This window comes from Bradyrhizobium sp. AUGA SZCCT0222, from assembly GCF_018130205.1.
Taxonomy (GTDB): Bacteria; Pseudomonadota; Alphaproteobacteria; order Rhizobiales; family Xanthobacteraceae; genus Bradyrhizobium.
Genome location: NZ_JAFCLX010000071.1, coordinates 1 through 17,352 on the forward strand (window position 1 = coordinate 1; position 17,352 = coordinate 17,352).

The window sequence follows — 17,352 nt, forward strand, 5'->3', positions numbered from 1 at the left end:
TGCTCGTAACTCCGCCCCATGGCAACACCTCCAGTTGGAAGTGTTGCACTTCGTTTGTGAACTTAGGGGACCCATACCGCGTGATCTTTCTATGAAGCTCGGTAGCAGAGACCGTTCGCAAAACTTCTTCCTGTGGTTATGGGTCCCGGCTCAAGGCCGGGACGACAGCGGCGTTTGCTGTTGCACCGTGCACTCAACACACTTCCGCATTCTCGCGGCGCCATGCGCCCGAGCTTTGCCAGAAATTCCTTGCCCCCGAAATAAGAGGGCGCAGGGAAGACCGGGTGCGCGCTGCACCCGCGGTCCCGTGTGCGGATTGCACAAAACAAAGTGCACACGAGCATACAGGGCAGCGGGGAACACCCGGCCTTCCCTGCGCAATGGCTTTACGGCTTATGCCGCGCTCTCCCCGGAGACGAGTTCTTGGTTGACTCCGTCGCTGCCGTTCAGCTCTCGCCTACCCGACAGCTTGACACCTGCAACGGGTGCCAGGACCACACGGTTTTGCCGTACGCTTATCCACGCCGTCGTCGAGGCGCAAACCAGCGTCCACCGCAACCCGTCCAACGTCCGTGACGACGGCCGACGCCCTTCTGAGTAGGACGGGATGGGCGAATATATGCCCCTGATTTGCATTCTGGTAAACAGAAATATTTCTTATTTCGGGGCTTGACACAATTTCCGTAAATCGGAAGTGATTTGCCCGTCGGGTTGATTTGTCGCACGCGGGCCGCAAGATTCCGCTTGCGTGGGGGCGACGCACGTCGGTAGGGCGGATTGAGCCGTAGGCGTAATCCGCCGTGCCGGTTACAACTCCAATAGGCTCAGAGCGGAGACCGCAGCGAACAGCCCAAATGGCGGATTACGCCTTCCACCTCGCTCGTGGAGCGACCGCCGATGTAGTCGACTCCAATCCGCCTACCCCCTCTCCTCCTCCGCCCGGCCCTGCCCAGCCCCTCTCGCAGACGCCCCGCGCCCCCAGTTCCCGTCATGTTCAACGAGATTCGTATTGAAGCCTTGGGCTTAGGCAAATTTTAAGTCGCACGGCGTAGGTTATCAGGGTGAGTTCAGTGGTTGAGAGTTTGTGAGTACGCCATGACAGAACCCCATCGCCCGAGGGTAAAATACGTCATCGGGCCTGACGGAAGTCCATTAACAATTGCGGACCTGCCCGCGCCAGGCACCAAACGGTGGGTGATCCGCCGCAAGGCCGAAGTCGTTGCCGCGGTTCGCGGCGGCCTGCTCTCCCTCGAGGAGGCTTGCAGCCGCTACACGCTGACGGTGGACGAGTTCCTGTCCTGGCAGTTCTCCATCGATCAGCATGGCCTTGCAGGCTTGCGGACCACCCGCATCCAGCAATACCGGCAATAAACTCTCCAAACCGGAAGATTTGATGAAAACCGGCTTCGTTTTGCGAAGTCGGTTTTTTTCATGCCGAAACTTCCTTCGCCGACTTTAACGGTCGTTAACCATATGGAAACCATCCCCTAGGCAATAATTGCCCAGTCGGTCCCCGGGTACGAATCTTGGGATCTTGGGCCGAATCCCTGGGGGCGGTTGGTGCAAAGTCTCGTTGCTTTCCTGAGAGGCCTGGGCGCGTCGCGGCTGATGGCGATGGTCGCCGTGACCGCAGCCCTGATCGGCTTCTTCGCGTTCGTCATCATGCGCGTCACGACGCCGCAGATGACCACCCTCTTCACCGACCTCACGGCTGAAGACTCCGCCAGCATCATCAAGGATCTGGAGCGCCAGGCGATCCCGTTCGAAATGCGCAACGAGGGCGCCGTGATCATGGTGCCGAAGGACAAGGTGACGCGGCTGCGGATGAAGCTGGCCGAAGGCGGCCTGCCCAAGGGCGGCGGCGTCGGCTACGAGATTTTCGACAAATCCGATGCGCTCGGCACCACCAGCTTCGTCCAGAACATCAATCATCTGCGCGCGCTGGAGGGCGAACTCTCCCGCACCATCCGCGCCATCGATCGCATTCAGGCCGCGAGGGTCCATCTGGTGCTGCCGGAACGGCCGCTGTTCTCCCGCGAAATCCCGGAGCCGTCGGCGTCCATCGTGGTCCGGGTGCGCGGCAGCCTCGAACCCCAGCAGATCCGCGCCATCCGCCACGTGGTCGCTTCGGCCGTCAACGGCCTGAAGCCGCAGCGGGTGTCGATCGTTGACGAGGGCGGCCGGCTCCTGGCCGACGGCGCCAGCAGCAATCCCGAGGGCGCGAGCGGCGACGAGCGCCGCACCGCCTTCGAAAAACGGATGCGCAGCGAGGTCGAGGCGATCGTCTCCTCGGTGGTCGGCCAGGGCCGCGCCCGCGTCCAGCTCACCGCCGATTTCGACTACAACAAGGTCACCCAGACCTCGGACAAGTTCGATCCCGAAGGTCGTGTGCTGCGCTCCAGCCAGTCCCGCGAGGAATCGTCGGCGACCGCCGGAGACAGCGGCCAGGTCACGGTCAACAACGAACTGCCCGGCAACCAGGCCAATGCCGGCGTCCCGGCGCGCGACCAGAGCAAGAAGAGCGAAGAAACCAACAATTACGAGATTTCCCGCGTCACCAAGACCGAAGTCACCGAGGCCGGCCGGGTCAACAAGATCTCGGTCGCGGTGCTGGTCGACGGCGCCTACACCAAGAACGAAAAAGGCGAGATGGTCTATTCCGACCGCAGCAAGGAAATGCTCGACCGCATCGCCACCCTGGTTCGCTCGGCCATCGGCTTCGACCAGAAGCGCGGTGACCAGGTCGAGGTCGTGAACCTGCGCTTTGCCGAAGCCCCGTCGGTGCCCCCGGTTGCCGAACCGACCGGCCTGCTCGGCATGTTCCAGTTCACCAAGGATGACGTCATGTACGTCATCGAACTCGGCGTCATGATGCTGCTCGGCCTCGTCGTGCTGTTCATGGTGATCCGCCCGCTGGTCAAGCGCATCCTGGCCGCCGAAGTCGTTCCCGCGCTGACCGGCGGCGCCGCTGTGCCGGCGCTGGCCGACGGCAGCGCCGAAGGCGCGCCCGGCCAGGCCCTGATTCCCGCCGGCGGCGCCGCCGCGTTGATCGATGTCGCCCAGGTTCAGGGCCAGGTCCACGCCCAGGCCGTGCACCGGGTCGGTGAACTCGCTGAACGAAATCCGAACGAGACCGCCTCCATTGTTCGTCAATGGCTCAGCGAACCTGTCGAGTGACCTGACATGGCCGTACCGCAAACCACCAACGCCAACGACATCACCACCGTCATCTCGGCGCTGGCGAGCCGTCAGGCGACAAGGCCCAAGGGCAAGCCGCTGAGCGGCCCGCAGCGCGCCGCCATCCTGATGCTGGCGCTGGGCGAACAATATGGCGGCAAGGTCTGGGCGCTGCTCGACGACGACGAGGTGCGCGAACTGTCGATCCACATGTCGACGCTCGGCACCGTCGAGGCCGACGTGGTCGAAGACCTGCTGCTCGAATTCGTCTCAAGGATGTCGGCCTCCGGCGCCCTGATGGGCACCTTCGACGCCACCGAACGGCTGCTGCAGCAATATCTGCCGGGCGAGCGCGTCACCGGCATCATGGACGAGATCCGCGGCCCCGCCGGCCGCAACATGTGGGAGAAACTCTCCAACGTGCAGGAAGAGGTGCTCGCCAACTACCTCAAGAACGAATACCCGCAGACCATCGCCGTGGTGCTGTCGAAGCTGAAGCCGGAGCACGCCGCCCGCGTGCTGGCAATCCTCCCTGAGGATCTCGCGCTCGACGTGGTCGGGCGCATGCTGAAGATGGAAGCGGTGCAGAAGGAAGTCATCGAGCGCGTCGAACAGACGCTGCGGACCGAGTTCATGTCGAACCTGTCGCAGACCCGCCGCCGCGACGCCCACGAGGTGATGGCCGAAATCTTCAACAATTTCGACCGCCAGACCGAAACCCGCTTCATCACCTCGCTGGAAGAGGAAAACCGCGAATCCGCCGAGCGCATCAAGGCGCTGATGTTCACCTTCGACGATCTGATCAAGCTCGACTCCGCCTCGGCGCAGACGCTGATGCGCAACATCGACAAGGACAAGCTCGGCATTGCGCTGAAGAGCGCCAATGAGGAGGTCCGCAGCTTCTTCCTCGGCAACATGTCGTCCCGCGCCGGCAAGATGCTGCTGGACGACATGGCCGCGATGGGACCGGTGCGGCTCCGCGACGTCGACGAGGCGCAGGCGCTGCTCGTCAACCTCGCCAAGGACATGGCCGCCAAGGGTGAAATCACCTTGACCAAGAACCGCGCTGACGACGAGCTGGTGTACTGATGGCCGCACCCGCAAAATTCCTGTTCGACATGGACTTCGGCGCGCCGGACAAGACGCGCGAGCGTCCTGCCACGCCCGCCGAGATCGCGCAGAAGATCGCCTCGGCCGAGGCCCGCGCCTATCGCGACGGCTACGAGGCCGCGCAGCGCGAGGCCAAGGCGGAAAGCGACCGCCGCGCCGCGCTGGCGCTGGAGGAGATCGGCATTGCGATCAAGGGCATTGCCTCGCGCTTTGGCGGCATCGAAGCGCGGATGGAGACCGAGGCGGTCGACGTCGCGGTCGCGGTGGCCCGCAAATTGTGCGGCGAACTGATTGCCGCCGAGCCGCTCGGCGAGATCACGGGACTGGTGGGCGATTGCTTCTCGCATCTGGTCGCGACGCCGCACCTCGTGGTCCGCATCAACGACTCCCTCTACGAGGCCGCGCGCGAAAAGATCGAGCGGCAGGCCACGCAGAGCGGCTTCGAGGGCCGGCTGGTGATCCTGGCCGAGCCTGATATTGCAACCGGCGACTGCCGGATCGAATGGGCCGACGGCGGCGTGGTGCTGGAGCGGGCCGCCATCGAAGCCAAGATCAACGAACTTGTCGGGCGCTACATGGCGTCCCGCGATCAGGCCGGAAGGCCGTGAGGACCGAACCATGAGCGACACCGACACACAGGTCCCGCTGCAAGACCTCAACGCGTCAGCCGCGGAGCCCGCGGACGATCTGGCCTACAATGAAGACGAACAGGCCTCGCGCATTGCGGCCGACCTGGAGGCCGTGTTCGACGTGCCGGTGCAGGTCTCTGCGGTGCTCGGCCGCTCCAAGATGGACGTCGGCGAACTGTTGAAGCTCGGCCCCGGCACCGTGCTCGAGCTCGACCGCCGCGTCGGTGAAGCGATCGACATCTACGTCAACAACCGGCTGGTGGCGCGCGGCGAAGTCGTGCTGGTGGAAGACAAGCTCGGCGTCACCATGACGGAAATCATCAAGGCGGAACGCACCTAAACAACGGCACGCGCATAAGCGGCGCGAACAGACGAACAGGAGACTATGATGCGGCTTCTCATCGTTGGCACATTGAAGGGCCAGCTCACCACGGCCACCAAGATCGCGATGGACAACGGCGCTTCGGTGACCCACGCCGAGACGATCGAACAGGCGATGGCGGTGCTGCGCGGCGGCAAGGGCGCCGACCTGATGCTGGTCGACGTCGCGCTCGATATCCGCGACCTGGTGATGCGGCTCGAGGCCGAACACATCCATGTGCCGATCGTGGCCTGCGGCATCTCCAACGACGCCCGCGCCGCGGTCGCCGCGATCCATGCCGGCGCCAAGGAATACATCCCGCTGCCGCCCGATCCGGAACTGATCGCCGCCGTGCTCGCCGCCGTCGCCAACGATTCCCGCGACCTGATCTATCGCGACGAGGCGATGGGCAAGGTCGTCAAGCTGGCACAGCAGATCGCGGGCTCGGACGCCTCGGTCATGATCACCGGCGAATCCGGCACCGGCAAGGAAGTGCTGGCGCGCTATGTCCACACCCGCTCACAACGCGCCAAGCGGCCGTTCATCTCGATCAATTGCGCGGCGATCCCCGAGCATCTCCTTGAATCCGAACTGTTCGGCCACGAAAAGGGCGCCTTCACCGGCGCCGTGGCGCGGCGTATCGGCAAGTTCGAGGAAGCCACCGGCGGCACGCTGCTGCTCGACGAAATCTCCGAGATGGACGTGCGGCTGCAATCGAAATTGCTGCGCGCGATCCAGGAGCGCGTGATCGACCGCGTCGGCGGCACCAAGCCGGTCCCGGTCGATATCCGCATCATCGCGACCTCGAACCGCAACCTGGCCGACGCCGTGCGCGAAGGCACCTTCCGCGAGGACCTGCTGTTCCGGCTCAACGTCGTCAATCTGAAGATCCCGGCGCTGCGCGACCGGCCGGCGGATATCATCGAACTGGCGCACCATTTTGCGAAGAAATATTCCGAAGCCAACGGCGTGCCGCTACGCCCGATCTCCAGCGATGCGCGACGGGTGCTGACCTCCAACCGCTGGCAGGGCAACGTCCGCGAACTCGAAAACACCATGCACCGCTCGGTGCTGATGGCGCAGGGCGACGAAATCGGCGCCGATGCCATTCTCACCCCGGACGGCGACCGCCTCGACCTCGCAAAGACCCCGCCGGCCGTGGCACATGCCACCTTCGCCGCCGAACAGGTGACCCGCGCGCTGGTCGGCCGCACGGTGGCCGACGTCGAACGCGACCTGATCCTGGAGACGCTCAAGCATTGCCTCGGCAACCGGACCCACGCGGCCAACATCCTCGGCATTTCGATCCGCACGCTGCGCAACAAGCTGAACGAATATGCCGACGGCGGAATCCCGATCACGCCGGCCGGCGCCGGCGACTATCAGCGCTTTGCCGCAGCGGGGTAGCCCCAACCATTGTCATTCCGGGATGGTCCGCAGGACCAGACCCGGAATCTCGAGATTCCGGGTTCGATGCCTTGCATCGCCCCGGAATGACGCCTCGAGTTATCGCTACGGTGCCTCACCTCAGCTTCGACATCACGAATAACTCGGTGCGTCCGGCTTGCGGAAGATGTGGATGGGATCGCCCGGCTGCAGATCGCGGCCGGTGAAGACGGCATAGGCGTAAAGCGCGAGATAGCCGATCGCAAGCGCGCCGACGCCGTAGAACGCCCAGGTTGCGACACGCTTCATCGGGTCACCCCACCGCATTCGGCCAAGCGCGCGACGCGCGGCCACAACCGTTGCAGCAACCAGACATTTTTCAGCAGTCTGCCTTTCAAGGCGCGCTCTCGTTCCGCGGCGGAAGCAAGCTTTCTAGTCCCTGCGGCCGCGGAATGCCATGGCAACAAACGCCCTTCCCCGCCCGTCACCGAATTTTCACATTTCCCGAACCGCGATTCCATTTGCCTCACTCAACCTTTTGTTGCTAACATTTATCAAGCAACGGGAGAGCGATCATGGCCTTGTACGCGCAGACGAGTGGGACGCAGTCGACCAACTCCGGCACTTTCGTTCCGATTCCCGGGCTTAGCCTCACGCTTCCCGAAGGCGTCGGCACCTCGGCGCTGGTGATCCTGAACCTGCCGATGCCGTACGCACAGGGCAACGACTACCCCGGCGCCACCGTCGGAATTACCGTGAACGGTACCGCGTTGGGCGTTGCTGCAAGCTTCACCTACAACGAACAGGTACCGTCGAGCACCGGTCGCGTGCCCACCACGCTGGTCGTCAGCGTGCCGCTGGCAGGTGCGCCGCAGACCATCGCCGGGGTTTGGTACGGCGTGCGCGGCAGCACCGTCATCATCGACACGCCAGCGACGTTGAGCGCAATCCTCGATTAGACTGCCCGCGTCAGTAGCGAGCGGCCCGTGGTGGGGGCAGGCTGACTTCGGCCAGCCTGACCGCGTCCTCGTCCCGGTCGATCGCGACATACTGGCCCTGCCAATAGGCCAGCGCCGCCGTGCGGGTCGAGAGCTGCAGGTCCAGCACGCGGCCGATCAGAATGGCATGGGAATGCCGCTCGACGATTTCCTCCACCTCACAATCGATCGCGGCGAGTGCGCCTACCAGCAGCGGCACGCCCGAGGCGCGTGTCGTCCACTCGGCGCCGGCAAACCGCTCCGCGCCCTTGAGCCCGTCCTTGCCCGCAAAACGCTCGGCGACGTCGATTTGGTCAGACGTCAGGATATTGACGCCGAAGAAGCCGTACCGCTGCACGAGCGGCCATGAGGACGCGTTGCGGTTGACGCTGACGATCAGCGCCGGCGGATCGACCGACAGCGACGACACCGAGGTCACCGTCATGCCCGAAATGTCCTTGCCGCGCCCGGCCGTGACGACGCTCACCCCGCCCGTCAACTGGCGCATGGCGCCACGAAAATCGCCTGGTGAAAGCTCTTGGGAAACCGCGCGGGAAACCTCTTGGGAAACCTGACGGTCGATCGCGATATGGCGGACAACGGAGTTCATGATGGCCTCACAGGTCGGAAGTGTCCTCGGTGCCTTGCAGCAGGTTCTTCAGGATCGAGCCTTCCAGCGCGGCGAGTTCCGCCGAACCCCGTCGCCTTGGGCGCGGGATATTGACGTCAATGTCATGCGCGATGCGGCCGTCCTCGATCACCAGAACGCGGTCGGCCAGTGCCACGGCCTCGGCGACGTCATGCGTCACCAGGATCGCGGTAAATCCCTGATCCTGCCAGACCCGCTCCAGCAGCCGCTGCATCGAGATCCGCGTCAACGCGTCAAGCGCGCCGAGCGGCTCATCGAAGGCCAGCACGCGCGGGCGGCTGACCAAGGCCCGCGCCAGCGCCACGCGCTGTTTTTGCCCGCCGGAAAGAACCGCCGGCCATTGTGCCCGTTTGTCGTCAAGGCCGACTTCCACCAGCGCGCTGTCGGCGCGGGCTTGCGCGTCGGGCGAGGTCCGCTCCCGGCCGAGGCCGACCTCGACGTTCGAGAGCACCCGGGCCCAGGGCAGCAGCCGCGGCTCCTGAAACATCACGCGGACGTCTTCCGCGCGCGTTTCCTCGCCAAAACTGATGGTGCCCGCGGTGATCGTTTCAAGGCCCGCGATCAGCCGTAGCAGCGTACTCTTGCCGCAACCGCTGCGGCCGACGATGGCGACGGACTGCCCTGCCGGAATGTGCAGGTCGATGCCGCGCAGCACCTCGTTGTCGCCGAACGATTTGCGCAATCCCCGGATCGTCAGCGAAAGCCCGCGCGTTGGAGCTTCCGCACCACGTCGCACCTGACGCGCCTGTTCGATGAACTCGGCACGGTCCACAACCTCGGCGTCCGCGGCACGAAAACGAAGAGCTTCTTGCATTTCAATCCTCAATGTTTCTGGAAGGCCGGGTGCCAGGACAGCGTCAGCCGTTCCAGCGCGCGTGAAGCGCTGTCGGCAAGCTTGCCAAGCAACGCGTAAATCAGGATGGAGAGCACCACGACGTCGATCAGCATGAATTCGCGCGCCTGCATCGCCATGTAGCCGAGGCCGGATGACGCCGCGATGGTTTCCGCCACGATCAAGGTCAGCCACATGATGCCGAGCGCAAAGCGCAGGCCGACGAAGATCGACGGCAACGCGCCCGGAAAGATCACCCGGCGGAACAATTCGCCGTCGGTCATGCCGTAAATGCGGCCCATCTCGATCAGCTGCGGATCGACGGTGCGGATGCCGTGCAGCGTGTTGAGGTAGATCGGAAAGAACACTCCGAGAGCGACCAGGAACAGTTTTGCCGACTCATCGATGCCGAACCACAGGATGACGAGCGGGATCAGCGCCAGATGCGGAATGTTGCGAACCATCTGCAACGTCGTGTCGGTCAGTTTGCTCGATAGCTGCGACAGGCCGTTGGCGAGGCCGAAGGTAAAGCCGATGCTGCCGCCGATCAGGAAGCCGACGCTGGCGCGCCAGAAACTGACCCAGATATTGCGCACCAGTTCGCCTGACAGCAGCAGCTTCCACCCAGCCAGCGCCACATCGCTCGGCGCCGGCAGCACCCGCGCCGAGACGAAGCCGGTGACGCACGCCGCCTGCCAGATCAGGATGATCGCAAGCGGCACGATCCATGGGATGAGGCCGTCGGCCCGCGGCAAGCGCAGGCGTCGGACACGCGGAAGACTTTCGATCAGACTCATGATTGCGATGCCTTGACGAGGGGACGATGTTCATTGGCGATGGTCTCGCCGAACGGGCCGGTGTTGACGCGGATCGGCGTCACATTGTTCGGCTGCTTCAGCGACAGCAGCGGAAACACCAGTTCGGCGAAGCGATAGGCTTCCTCCAGATGCGGATAGCCCGACATGATGAAGGTATCGATGCCGACATCCTGGTATTCGCGAATCCGCGCCGCCACCGTCGTGGGATCCCCGACCAGCGCGGTGCCTGCCCCGCCGCGCACCAGACCGACGCCGGCCCAGAGGTTGGGGCTGATCTCGAGCTTGTCACGCCTGCCGCCATGCAACTGCGCCATGCGCTGCTGGCCGACCGAATCCATCCGGGAAAATATCTTCTGCGCCGAGGCCACCGTCTCGTCGGTGACATGCTGGATCAATTCATCCGCCGCCTTCCAGGCCTCCGCATTGGTCTCGCGAACGATCACATGCAGCCGAATGCCGAACGAGAGTTTTCGCCCGCGCGCGTCTGCGACCGCTTTCACGCGATTGATCTTCTCGGCCACCTGCGCCGGCGGCTCGCCCCAGGTCAGATATTTGTCGACGGTGTCGACGGCGACATCGATGCCTGCATCCGACGATCCGCCGAAATACAGCGGCGGCCGCGGCGACTGCACCGGCGGAAACAGCAGACGGCCATCCTCGATGCGGATGTGCTTGCCTTCGACATTGACGGTCTTGCCCGCGAGCAGGTCGCTATAGACGTTGAGGAACTCGCGCGTCACGGCATAACGCGCGTCGTGATCGAGGAAGATCCCGTCGCCCTTGTTCTCGACGGGGTCGCCGCCGGTGACGACGTTGACCAGCAGCCGCCCGTTCGACAACCGGTCCAGCGTCGCGGTCATGCGCGCGGCGACGCTCGGCGATTGCAGGCCGGGCCGTACCGCCACCAGATAGCGCAGCCGCTCGGTCCAGGGCGCGACGGCTGACGCCACCACCCAGGAGTCTTCGCAGCTTCGCCCGGTCGGCAGCAGCACGCCGTAATAGCCGAGCTGGTCCGCAGCCTGCGCGATCTGGCGCAGATAATTGAAGTTCACCTCGCGGCCGCCGGTGGTGGTGCCGAGATAGCGGCCATCGCCATGGGTTGGCAGGAACCAGAGGATATTGGCGTTCGATTGGTCGCTCATGAACCCGGCCTCCGTGCCGCGTCGGAAATCTTGATCTGCTTGGGAATGAGGCCGAGCGCGAAGAACGTATCGGCGACCTGTTGCTGGTCGGCAATCACGCTGTCGGTGATCGGCTTGATGCCGTAGGACTGCCGCTTCAGGGCGACCTCGACGACCGGGACCGGAAGACCGATCGCCGGCGCCAGCTGTTCGGCGACGGTGTGAATGTCGCCCTTGGCCCAATCGTCGACTTCGCTGAGTTGGGCCAGCACGAGATCGACGATTTTCGGGTCGGCGCCAATGAACTTCTTCGAGGCGAAATAGAACTGATAGTTCGACACGATGCCAGTGCCGTCGGCGAGCGTCCGCGCGCCGGTCGCAGCTTCGGCGGCGGCCTGGAACGGATCCCAGATCACCCATGCGTCGACCGCGCCACGTTCGAACGCAGCGCGCGCATCGGCCGGCGCCAGAAACACCGGCTCGATCTCCGAATATTTGACACCAGCTTTCTCCAGCGCCTTCACCAGCAGATAGTGAACGTTGGAGCCCTTGTTGAGCGCGACCTTCTTGCCCTTCAAATCGGCAACTGAATTCAGCTTGGTGTCCTTCGGCACCAGGATGGCTTCGCCCTTCGGTGCCGGCGGCTCATAGGCGACATACTGGATCGGCGCGCCCGCGGCCTGCGCGAAGATCGGCGGCGCTTCGCCGGTGTTGCCGAAATCGATGGCGCCGACATTAAGCGCCTCGAGCAGCGGCGGCCCGGAGGGAAATTCCGTCCATACCACCTGATAACCCGCGGCCTTCAGCTTGCCTTCAAGCGTGCCCTTGCTCTTGAGCAGCACCAGCTTGCCGTATTTCTGGAAGCCGATGCGGACGACCTTGTCCTGCCCATAGCTGAGGCCAACCGTCGAGCCGACGATGGCGAGAGACAGCATGGCGCTCGCGATCAGGCGTTTGATGAAACGCTTCATGATGAAATCCTCTGCATTGATTGGAATGGCTTTTCTCGAATTCAGGTCTGGGTGTTGCGCCAGACGATGTCGCGAACCACGATCGGCTTCGGGATCAGCCCGAGCTTGAAGAAGCGATCGGCGACGGCCTGCTGGGTATCGATGATCGCCTCCGTCACCGGGCCGATCGCGAACGAGGCCCGGTTGGCCGCGACGGTCTGGACTTCCAGCGGAACGCCGGTCACGGCGGCGAGCGCAGTTGCCACGGCGTCGCGATTTCCTTCCGCCCAGCGGGCGGCTTCCGCCAGGCCCGCGATGATGTCGCGGGTGTGCTGAACGTTGGTGTTCGCGAAATCGCGGTTGGCGAGATAGAACGAATTGGTCTTGGCGACCTCGTAGGCGTTGATCAGGATCCGGCCGTTCTGCTTTTTTTCGCCGATCGCGAAGTATGGATCCCAGATCGCCCAGGCTTCGATGCTGCCATTGGCGAATGCCGGCCCCGCATCGGGCGGCGACAGATAGACAGGCGTGATATCGGCGTAGGTGAGACCGGCCTTTTCCAGCGTCGCGATCAGAACGTTATGCGCGCTGGTGCCCTTGGCAAATCCGATCCGCTTGCCCTTCAGATCGGCAATCGTGCGAATGGTGGAGCTGGCGGGAACCAGAATGCCCTGCCCGTTGGTGATGGGCGACGCCGCCACATAGACGATGTTCGCATTCGCGGCCTGGGCAAAGATCGGCGGGCTATCGCCGACCGCGCCAAGATCGACACTGCCGGTGCTCATCGCCTCCAGCAATGGCGGGCCCGACGTGAATTCGATCCATTTGATGGCAATTTGTTTTGCGGCGAAGTGCTTTTCGAGAATAGCCTGTTGCCGCGTGATCACGAGCACGCCGGTCTTCTGATAGCCGATGCGGATTTCCTTCACCGGCGCTTGCGCCCGTGCACCCGGCGACAGCGCGACAACGGCACCGGCAACCGACAATCCGAGAAACTCCCGACGCTTCATCACATTCTCCTGAACGATCATGCTCGCGAAATTGCGCGATCATGCGATGGCAGGGATGATGGTGCTGGGCGCGGGAGGTGTCGAGTGCTCCGCAAAAATAGCAATGACGGCACTGCCAAGCCGTCGCGCGACGACGCGTTTATTGCCGAAACACGATTTGCGACGACGCATTTTTCTTGGATCTCGCGACGCCCGGATTCGTTAATCATGAATTAGGCAGCGACGGAACCCTATCGACATGGTGTCAGACGCACTGAGCGAACAATCGCCGGCGCGTACGAAAATATGAGGCTTGGAATTTCTCTCTGCGAATGCCGACCGGCGTAGCATCGTCATGCGGATCGCATGACAACAAGAAAGAACGGTTCTATTGACCGCGGTTGCGCGGCCTCTAGCTTGTTTTGATCCCTTCAATGTCAGGCAGATCAAACTTCATGGGCAACCATACCGCATCAATCATCGGAGCCATCGCAGCCATCGCGGTCGTTTCAGTAACATCCGTGGCCGCGCAGACGCCGCCATCCGATACGATTCGCATCGGCTATCAGAAATCCTCGACGCTGACGGCCATCCTGAAAACCAATGGCGAGCTGGAAAAGGCGCTCGCGCCGCTCGGCGTTCGCATCTCCTGGCATGAATTCACCAGCGGCCTGCCGCTGCTGGAGGCGATCAATACCGGCAACATCGACTTTGGCGCTGACGTCGCCGATACCGTGCCGCTGTTCGCGCAAGCCGCCGGCGCCAGGCTTGCCTATATCGCGGAAGAAGCCGCCTCCCCGTCGGCGCAGGCCATTCTGGTCGGCGCAGAATCGCCCATCAAGACGCTGGCCGATCTGAAGGGCAAGAAGGTTGCCGTCACAAAAGGCGCCGGCAGCCATTTCCTGCTGCTTGCCGCGCTCGCCAAATCAGGCCTGAGCTTCAAGGATATCTCGCCGGCCTATCTGACGCCGGCCGACGGCCGCGCCGCCTTCATCGGCGGTAATGTCGATGCGTGGGTGGCCTGGGATCCGTTCCTGACCAGCGCCCAGCGCCAGTCCAACGCGCGGGTGCTGTCCGACGGCAGCAACGGCCTTGCGAGCTACAAGCGATATTATTTGTCGTCGGCTGCGTTTGCCGATCGGCGCGGCGATGTGCTGAATGCGATCTTCGGCAAGCTCGACGAGACCGGCAAATGGGTCAAGGCGCATCAGGATGACGCCGCCAAATTGCTGTCGGGCCTCTGGGGCATCGATGCGGCGACGGTGAAGGAAGCCAACAGCCATCGTTCCTACAAGGTCGGTGTCGTCACGGCGCCCGGCCTGTCCGAACAGCAACGCATTGCCGATGCGTTCTTTGCCGAAGGATTGCTGCCGGTAAAGGTCAACGCGGGGGATGCGAAGATCTGGACGCCGAAGCGCGACTGATAGAGGCGGTGGCTAGAGCATGATGTGTTGCGAGCCGCGACTGAAGTGCGCTCCCTCTCCCGCTTGCGGGGGAGGGCTGGGGTGGGGGTGTCTTCGCAATTGACGCTCCCGATGTGGAGAGAGCCCCCACCCGGCGCTTCGCGCCGACCTAAGAGCGAGCTTCGCTCGTCTCGACCCCGCAAGCGGGAGAGGTAAAGTGAGCGCCGCGGCCAAACCGATCTAACTAAAAATCGTCTCGCGCTATGCCGCCTCGAACGCCGGAACCGGCAATGCGGTGACCGACTTGATCTTTTCCATCGCGAACCGCGAGGTCACATTCTTCAGCGCGACGGCGCCGATCAGCTTCTTGTAGAAAAGATCATAGCTCCGCATGTCGGCGACGACGACGCGCAGCACATAGTCCACGTCGCCGGCCATACGATAGAACTCGATCACCTCGGGCATGGCGCTGACGGCGGCTGCGAATTTCTTCAGCCACGCGTCGGAATGATCGTCGCTCTCCACCGACACGAACACCGACAGCCCGAGGCCGATCTTGTTCTGGTCGACCAGCGCGACCTTGCCGGTGATGATGCCCTCGTTCTCCATGCGCTGGACGCGCTTCCAGCACGGCGTGGAGGAAAGCCCGACGCGCTCCCCGATCTCGGCTACCGACAGCGATGCGTCTTCCTGAAGTACCCGCAGGATCTTGCGGTCGATCGCATCGATGCGGCGGGTCTGTTCCGGGCCAGACGTAACAACTTCGCTCATATGTGAAACTTTCTTCCAAATGCATTGCTATCGACAATGGTATTCAGAAAATAATTCCACACAAGCCGGCTGCCGTTTCGAAATTAGCGGCTGCCGGAGAAAGACTTGCTGCGCGGAGCGTCTTCGCCAGCCTAAAGCCCCGCGCCCTTGCCGATCGCTCCGGAAAACGAGCGGTCGACGATATCGGCGGCGTTGAGCTTCTGCTTGATCAGGCCCGAGCGGAAATAGAGATCGATGGTTTGCTGCTCGTCGGCCACCACACCGTCATCGATCGGGGCGACGCGGATCTTGGCTCGGCTGAGCCAATTCAACGGCACAGCGGGCGGAATATTCATCAGCTTGCCCCACGTGTCGGCATAGGCACCGACATTGGTCTGCGACCACGCCCGCGCGGCCGTCAGCCGCCTGACAAAATCTTCCAGTTCCGGCCGCTTGTCGCGGATCGCGTTCGGGGTCGCGACCTGGAAGCCCAGTCCCGGCGTAAGACCCTCAGCCGTGATCACGCGCCGCGACTGGAACAGGACTTCTTCCTGGCTGACATAAGGCTCCCAAGTCGACCAGGCATCGACGGAGCCTTGCGTATACGCAACCTTGGCGTCCGACGGCGCGAGGAACACGATCTGGACGTCGCTGGTCGACCAGCCCTTCGATTCGAGGGCGGCGAGAATCAGTTGATGGCCGATCGAGCCGCGGCCGGTCGCGATCTTCTTGCCTTTCAAGCTCTCGAAATCGCGGACTGGCGAGTCGTTCGGAACGAGTACCGCGAGCCCTTCGCGAGTTTGCCGGATCGCGGCGATGGCTTTCACGGGAACATTGGCCGCTGCCGCGAAGGTGAACGGCGCGTCGCCGACCAGGCCGGTTTCAATCGCGCCCGCACTCAACGCTTCCAATAGCGGCGCCGCGGCCGCGAATTCCTTCCACTCGATCTTGTACGGAACATCCTTGAGCACGCCGGCCGCCTCCATCACGGCCTGCGAATTCCCCTTTTGATCGCCGACCCGCAATGTGGTCTGGGCATCCGCCGAGGCAATCGCACCCAGCAGCAGGCCCGCAACGAGAATGGCGCGCATCATTCCGCTGCCACTCCCCGGGCAACACTGCGTCCGGCGATCAGTTGACGCGTCAGCGGGATCAGTTCGCGGCCGTAGTCGATGGCATCGATCAGGGGATCGAAGCCGCGAATCAGGAAGTGGCTGATGCCGAGATCGTAATAGTCGCCAAAGACTTCGGCGACCTGCTCGGGCGTGCCGACCAGCGCCGTGGTGTTGCTGTTGGCGCCGGTGAGCTTTGCAATTTCGGTCCACAGCCGCTTGTCGATCCTTGTCCCCTGTTCGGCCAGCGCCAGCAGCCGCTTCGCGCCGGCGGTAGCGTGGCCGTCCGCGGGCTTGCGATAGCCGGTCTTGTCCTGCAGCGCGGTGGCACGCGCCAGGATTTCGTCCGCCTTGGCCCAGGCCTTCTCCTCGGTATCGGCAAGGATCGGACGCACCGACAGGCTGAAGCGCGGCGTCGGCCGGCCATGTTTCGCAGCCGCGGCGCGGACCCGCGACGTCACATCACGTACCTGCGCATAGGATTCACCCCACAGCGCAAACGTATCCGCATGCTTGCCCGCGACCTCGATTGCCGCGTCCGAACCGCCGCCGACAAAGATCGGAATGCCCTCGCTGCGATACGGCTTCAGCTGCGAGAAGCCGTTCTGCACCTGATAATATTTCCCTTCATAGGTGAACGGCTTTTCGCTGCTCCATTCGGCGCGAACGACGTCCAGGAATTCGCTGGTGCGGGCGTAGCGTTCGTCCTTGTCATCGATGACATTGCCGTCCTGCCGGAGCTCGGTGGCGTTGCCGCCGGTGATGACATGCAAAGCGACGCGGCCGCTGGAGAGTTGATCGACGGTCGCCAGCTGGCGGGCGAGCAGCGTCGGCGCGGTGAAGCCGGGCCGCTGCGCGATCAGGACGTTGAGCTTGTCGGTCACGCCGAGCACGTGCTGGCCGATCTGAAGCCCGTCCGGGGTGGTGGAATGAAATGCCAGCAGCGCGCGATCAAAGCCTGCGTTCTCATGCGCCTTGGCAACAGTCTCGATATAGTGCCGGTCGAGAATCGGGCCGTTCCGCACGACCGTTTCGGACGAATAATTGCTGCCGATGTATCCGATGAATTCCACTGACATGGGTTAGCT

Annotated in this window: 18 protein-coding genes; 8 read left to right on the plus strand and 10 right to left on the minus strand. The window is 63.4% G+C overall.

Annotated features, from left to right (window positions below; genetic code table 11):
* Positions 1–1,095 precede the first annotated feature (1,095 nt).
* The 6 genes from sciP to flbD all read left to right on the plus strand — a co-directional run bounded on the left by sciP (position 1,096) and on the right by flbD (position 6,684).
* Positions 1,096–1,371 carry a CtrA inhibitor SciP gene (sciP, locus tag JQ629_RS34475; RefSeq protein ID WP_002714638.1) on the plus strand — a complete coding sequence of 92 codons (276 nt, stop codon included), beginning with the start codon at positions 1,096–1,098 and terminating at the stop codon, positions 1,369–1,371.
* Between the two features lie 189 nt (positions 1,372–1,560).
* Positions 1,561–3,177 (plus strand): flagellar basal-body MS-ring/collar protein FliF, encoded by a 1,617-nt coding sequence (fliF, locus tag JQ629_RS34480; RefSeq protein WP_212416404.1) that lies wholly within the window; start codon positions 1,561–1,563, stop codon positions 3,175–3,177.
* Positions 3,178–3,183: 6 nt separating this feature from the next.
* A complete protein-coding gene (fliG, locus tag JQ629_RS34485; RefSeq protein WP_212034367.1) occupies positions 3,184–4,266 on the plus strand; it encodes a flagellar motor switch protein FliG in 1,083 nt (360 codons plus the stop codon).
* Entirely contained in the window at positions 4,266–4,895 is a 630-nt protein-coding gene (locus tag JQ629_RS34490) for a FliH/SctL family protein (RefSeq protein ID WP_212262741.1), read from the plus strand. Before fliG ends, JQ629_RS34490 begins: the two co-directional genes overlap by 1 nt.
* Before the next feature lie 10 nt (positions 4,896–4,905).
* Positions 4,906–5,256: a flagellar motor switch protein FliN gene (fliN, locus tag JQ629_RS34495; RefSeq protein WP_212416405.1), complete on the plus strand. Its 351-nt coding sequence runs from the start codon at positions 4,906–4,908 to the stop codon at positions 5,254–5,256.
* 48 nt (positions 5,257–5,304) lie between these two features.
* The gene (gene flbD, locus JQ629_RS34500) at positions 5,305–6,684 is read left to right on the plus strand and encodes a sigma-54-dependent transcriptional regulator FlbD (protein ID WP_212416406.1); all 1,380 of its coding nucleotides are present in this window, start codon (positions 5,305–5,307) and stop codon (positions 6,682–6,684) included.
* Positions 6,685–6,816: 132 nt separating this feature from the next.
* Here flbD and JQ629_RS34505 read toward each other — a convergent pair whose 3' ends face one another.
* Entirely contained in the window at positions 6,817–6,972 is a 156-nt protein-coding gene (locus JQ629_RS34505) for a hypothetical protein (protein WP_212416407.1), read from the minus strand.
* A 266-nt stretch (positions 6,973–7,238) separates the two neighbouring features.
* On the opposite strand from JQ629_RS34505, the gene JQ629_RS34510 reads away from it, so the two are divergent.
* The gene (locus JQ629_RS34510; RefSeq protein ID WP_212416408.1) at positions 7,239–7,622 is read left to right on the plus strand and encodes a hypothetical protein; all 384 of its coding nucleotides are present in this window, start codon (positions 7,239–7,241) and stop codon (positions 7,620–7,622) included.
* Positions 7,623–7,632: 10 nt separating this feature from the next.
* Here JQ629_RS34510 and JQ629_RS34515 read toward each other — a convergent pair whose 3' ends face one another.
* Genes JQ629_RS34515 through JQ629_RS34540 form a run of 6 tightly spaced genes read right to left on the minus strand, consistent with a single transcriptional unit; the run spans position 7,633 to position 13,020 of the window.
* On the minus strand, positions 7,633–8,250 hold the full coding sequence (locus JQ629_RS34515; RefSeq protein WP_212416409.1) for a flavin reductase family protein: 618 nt from the start codon (positions 8,248–8,250) through the stop codon (positions 7,633–7,635).
* A 7-nt stretch (positions 8,251–8,257) separates the two neighbouring features.
* Positions 8,258–9,103 (minus strand): ATP-binding cassette domain-containing protein, encoded by an 846-nt coding sequence (locus JQ629_RS34520; RefSeq protein WP_211998388.1) that lies wholly within the window; start codon positions 9,101–9,103, stop codon positions 8,258–8,260.
* Between the two features lie 8 nt (positions 9,104–9,111).
* Positions 9,112–9,918 carry an ABC transporter permease subunit gene (locus tag JQ629_RS34525; protein ID WP_212416410.1) on the minus strand — a complete coding sequence of 269 codons (807 nt, stop codon included), beginning with the start codon at positions 9,916–9,918 and terminating at the stop codon, positions 9,112–9,114.
* Positions 9,915–11,081: an FMNH2-dependent alkanesulfonate monooxygenase gene (gene ssuD / locus JQ629_RS34530; protein WP_212416411.1), complete on the minus strand. Its 1,167-nt coding sequence runs from the start codon at positions 11,079–11,081 to the stop codon at positions 9,915–9,917. The genes JQ629_RS34525 and ssuD overlap by 4 nt, the downstream gene beginning before the upstream one ends.
* The gene (locus JQ629_RS34535) at positions 11,078–12,031 is read right to left on the minus strand and encodes a sulfonate ABC transporter substrate-binding protein (RefSeq protein WP_212416412.1); all 954 of its coding nucleotides are present in this window, start codon (positions 12,029–12,031) and stop codon (positions 11,078–11,080) included. Before JQ629_RS34535 ends, ssuD begins: the two co-directional genes overlap by 4 nt.
* 41 nt (positions 12,032–12,072) lie before the next feature.
* Positions 12,073–13,020 carry an aliphatic sulfonate ABC transporter substrate-binding protein gene (locus JQ629_RS34540; RefSeq protein ID WP_212416413.1) on the minus strand — a complete coding sequence of 316 codons (948 nt, stop codon included), beginning with the start codon at positions 13,018–13,020 and terminating at the stop codon, positions 12,073–12,075.
* Positions 13,021–13,433: 413 nt separating this feature from the next.
* On the opposite strand from JQ629_RS34540, the gene JQ629_RS34545 reads away from it, so the two are divergent.
* Positions 13,434–14,423 carry an aliphatic sulfonate ABC transporter substrate-binding protein gene (locus JQ629_RS34545; RefSeq protein ID WP_249135476.1) on the plus strand — a complete coding sequence of 330 codons (990 nt, stop codon included), beginning with the start codon at positions 13,434–13,436 and terminating at the stop codon, positions 14,421–14,423.
* Positions 14,424–14,663: 240 nt separating this feature from the next.
* Here the strand turns inward: JQ629_RS34545 and JQ629_RS34550 are convergent, their stop codons facing one another.
* The 3 genes from JQ629_RS34550 to JQ629_RS34560 all read right to left on the minus strand — a co-directional run bounded on the left by JQ629_RS34550 (position 14,664) and on the right by JQ629_RS34560 (position 17,343).
* A complete protein-coding gene (locus tag JQ629_RS34550) occupies positions 14,664–15,173 on the minus strand; it encodes an Lrp/AsnC family transcriptional regulator (protein ID WP_212262763.1) in 510 nt (169 codons plus the stop codon).
* Between the two features lie 131 nt (positions 15,174–15,304).
* On the minus strand, positions 15,305–16,246 hold the full coding sequence (locus JQ629_RS34555) for an ABC transporter substrate-binding protein (protein ID WP_212416414.1): 942 nt from the start codon (positions 16,244–16,246) through the stop codon (positions 15,305–15,307).
* Positions 16,243–17,343: an LLM class flavin-dependent oxidoreductase gene (locus JQ629_RS34560; RefSeq protein ID WP_212416415.1), complete on the minus strand. Its 1,101-nt coding sequence runs from the start codon at positions 17,341–17,343 to the stop codon at positions 16,243–16,245. Before JQ629_RS34560 ends, JQ629_RS34555 begins: the two co-directional genes overlap by 4 nt.
* Positions 17,344–17,352: the final 9 nt, after the last annotated feature.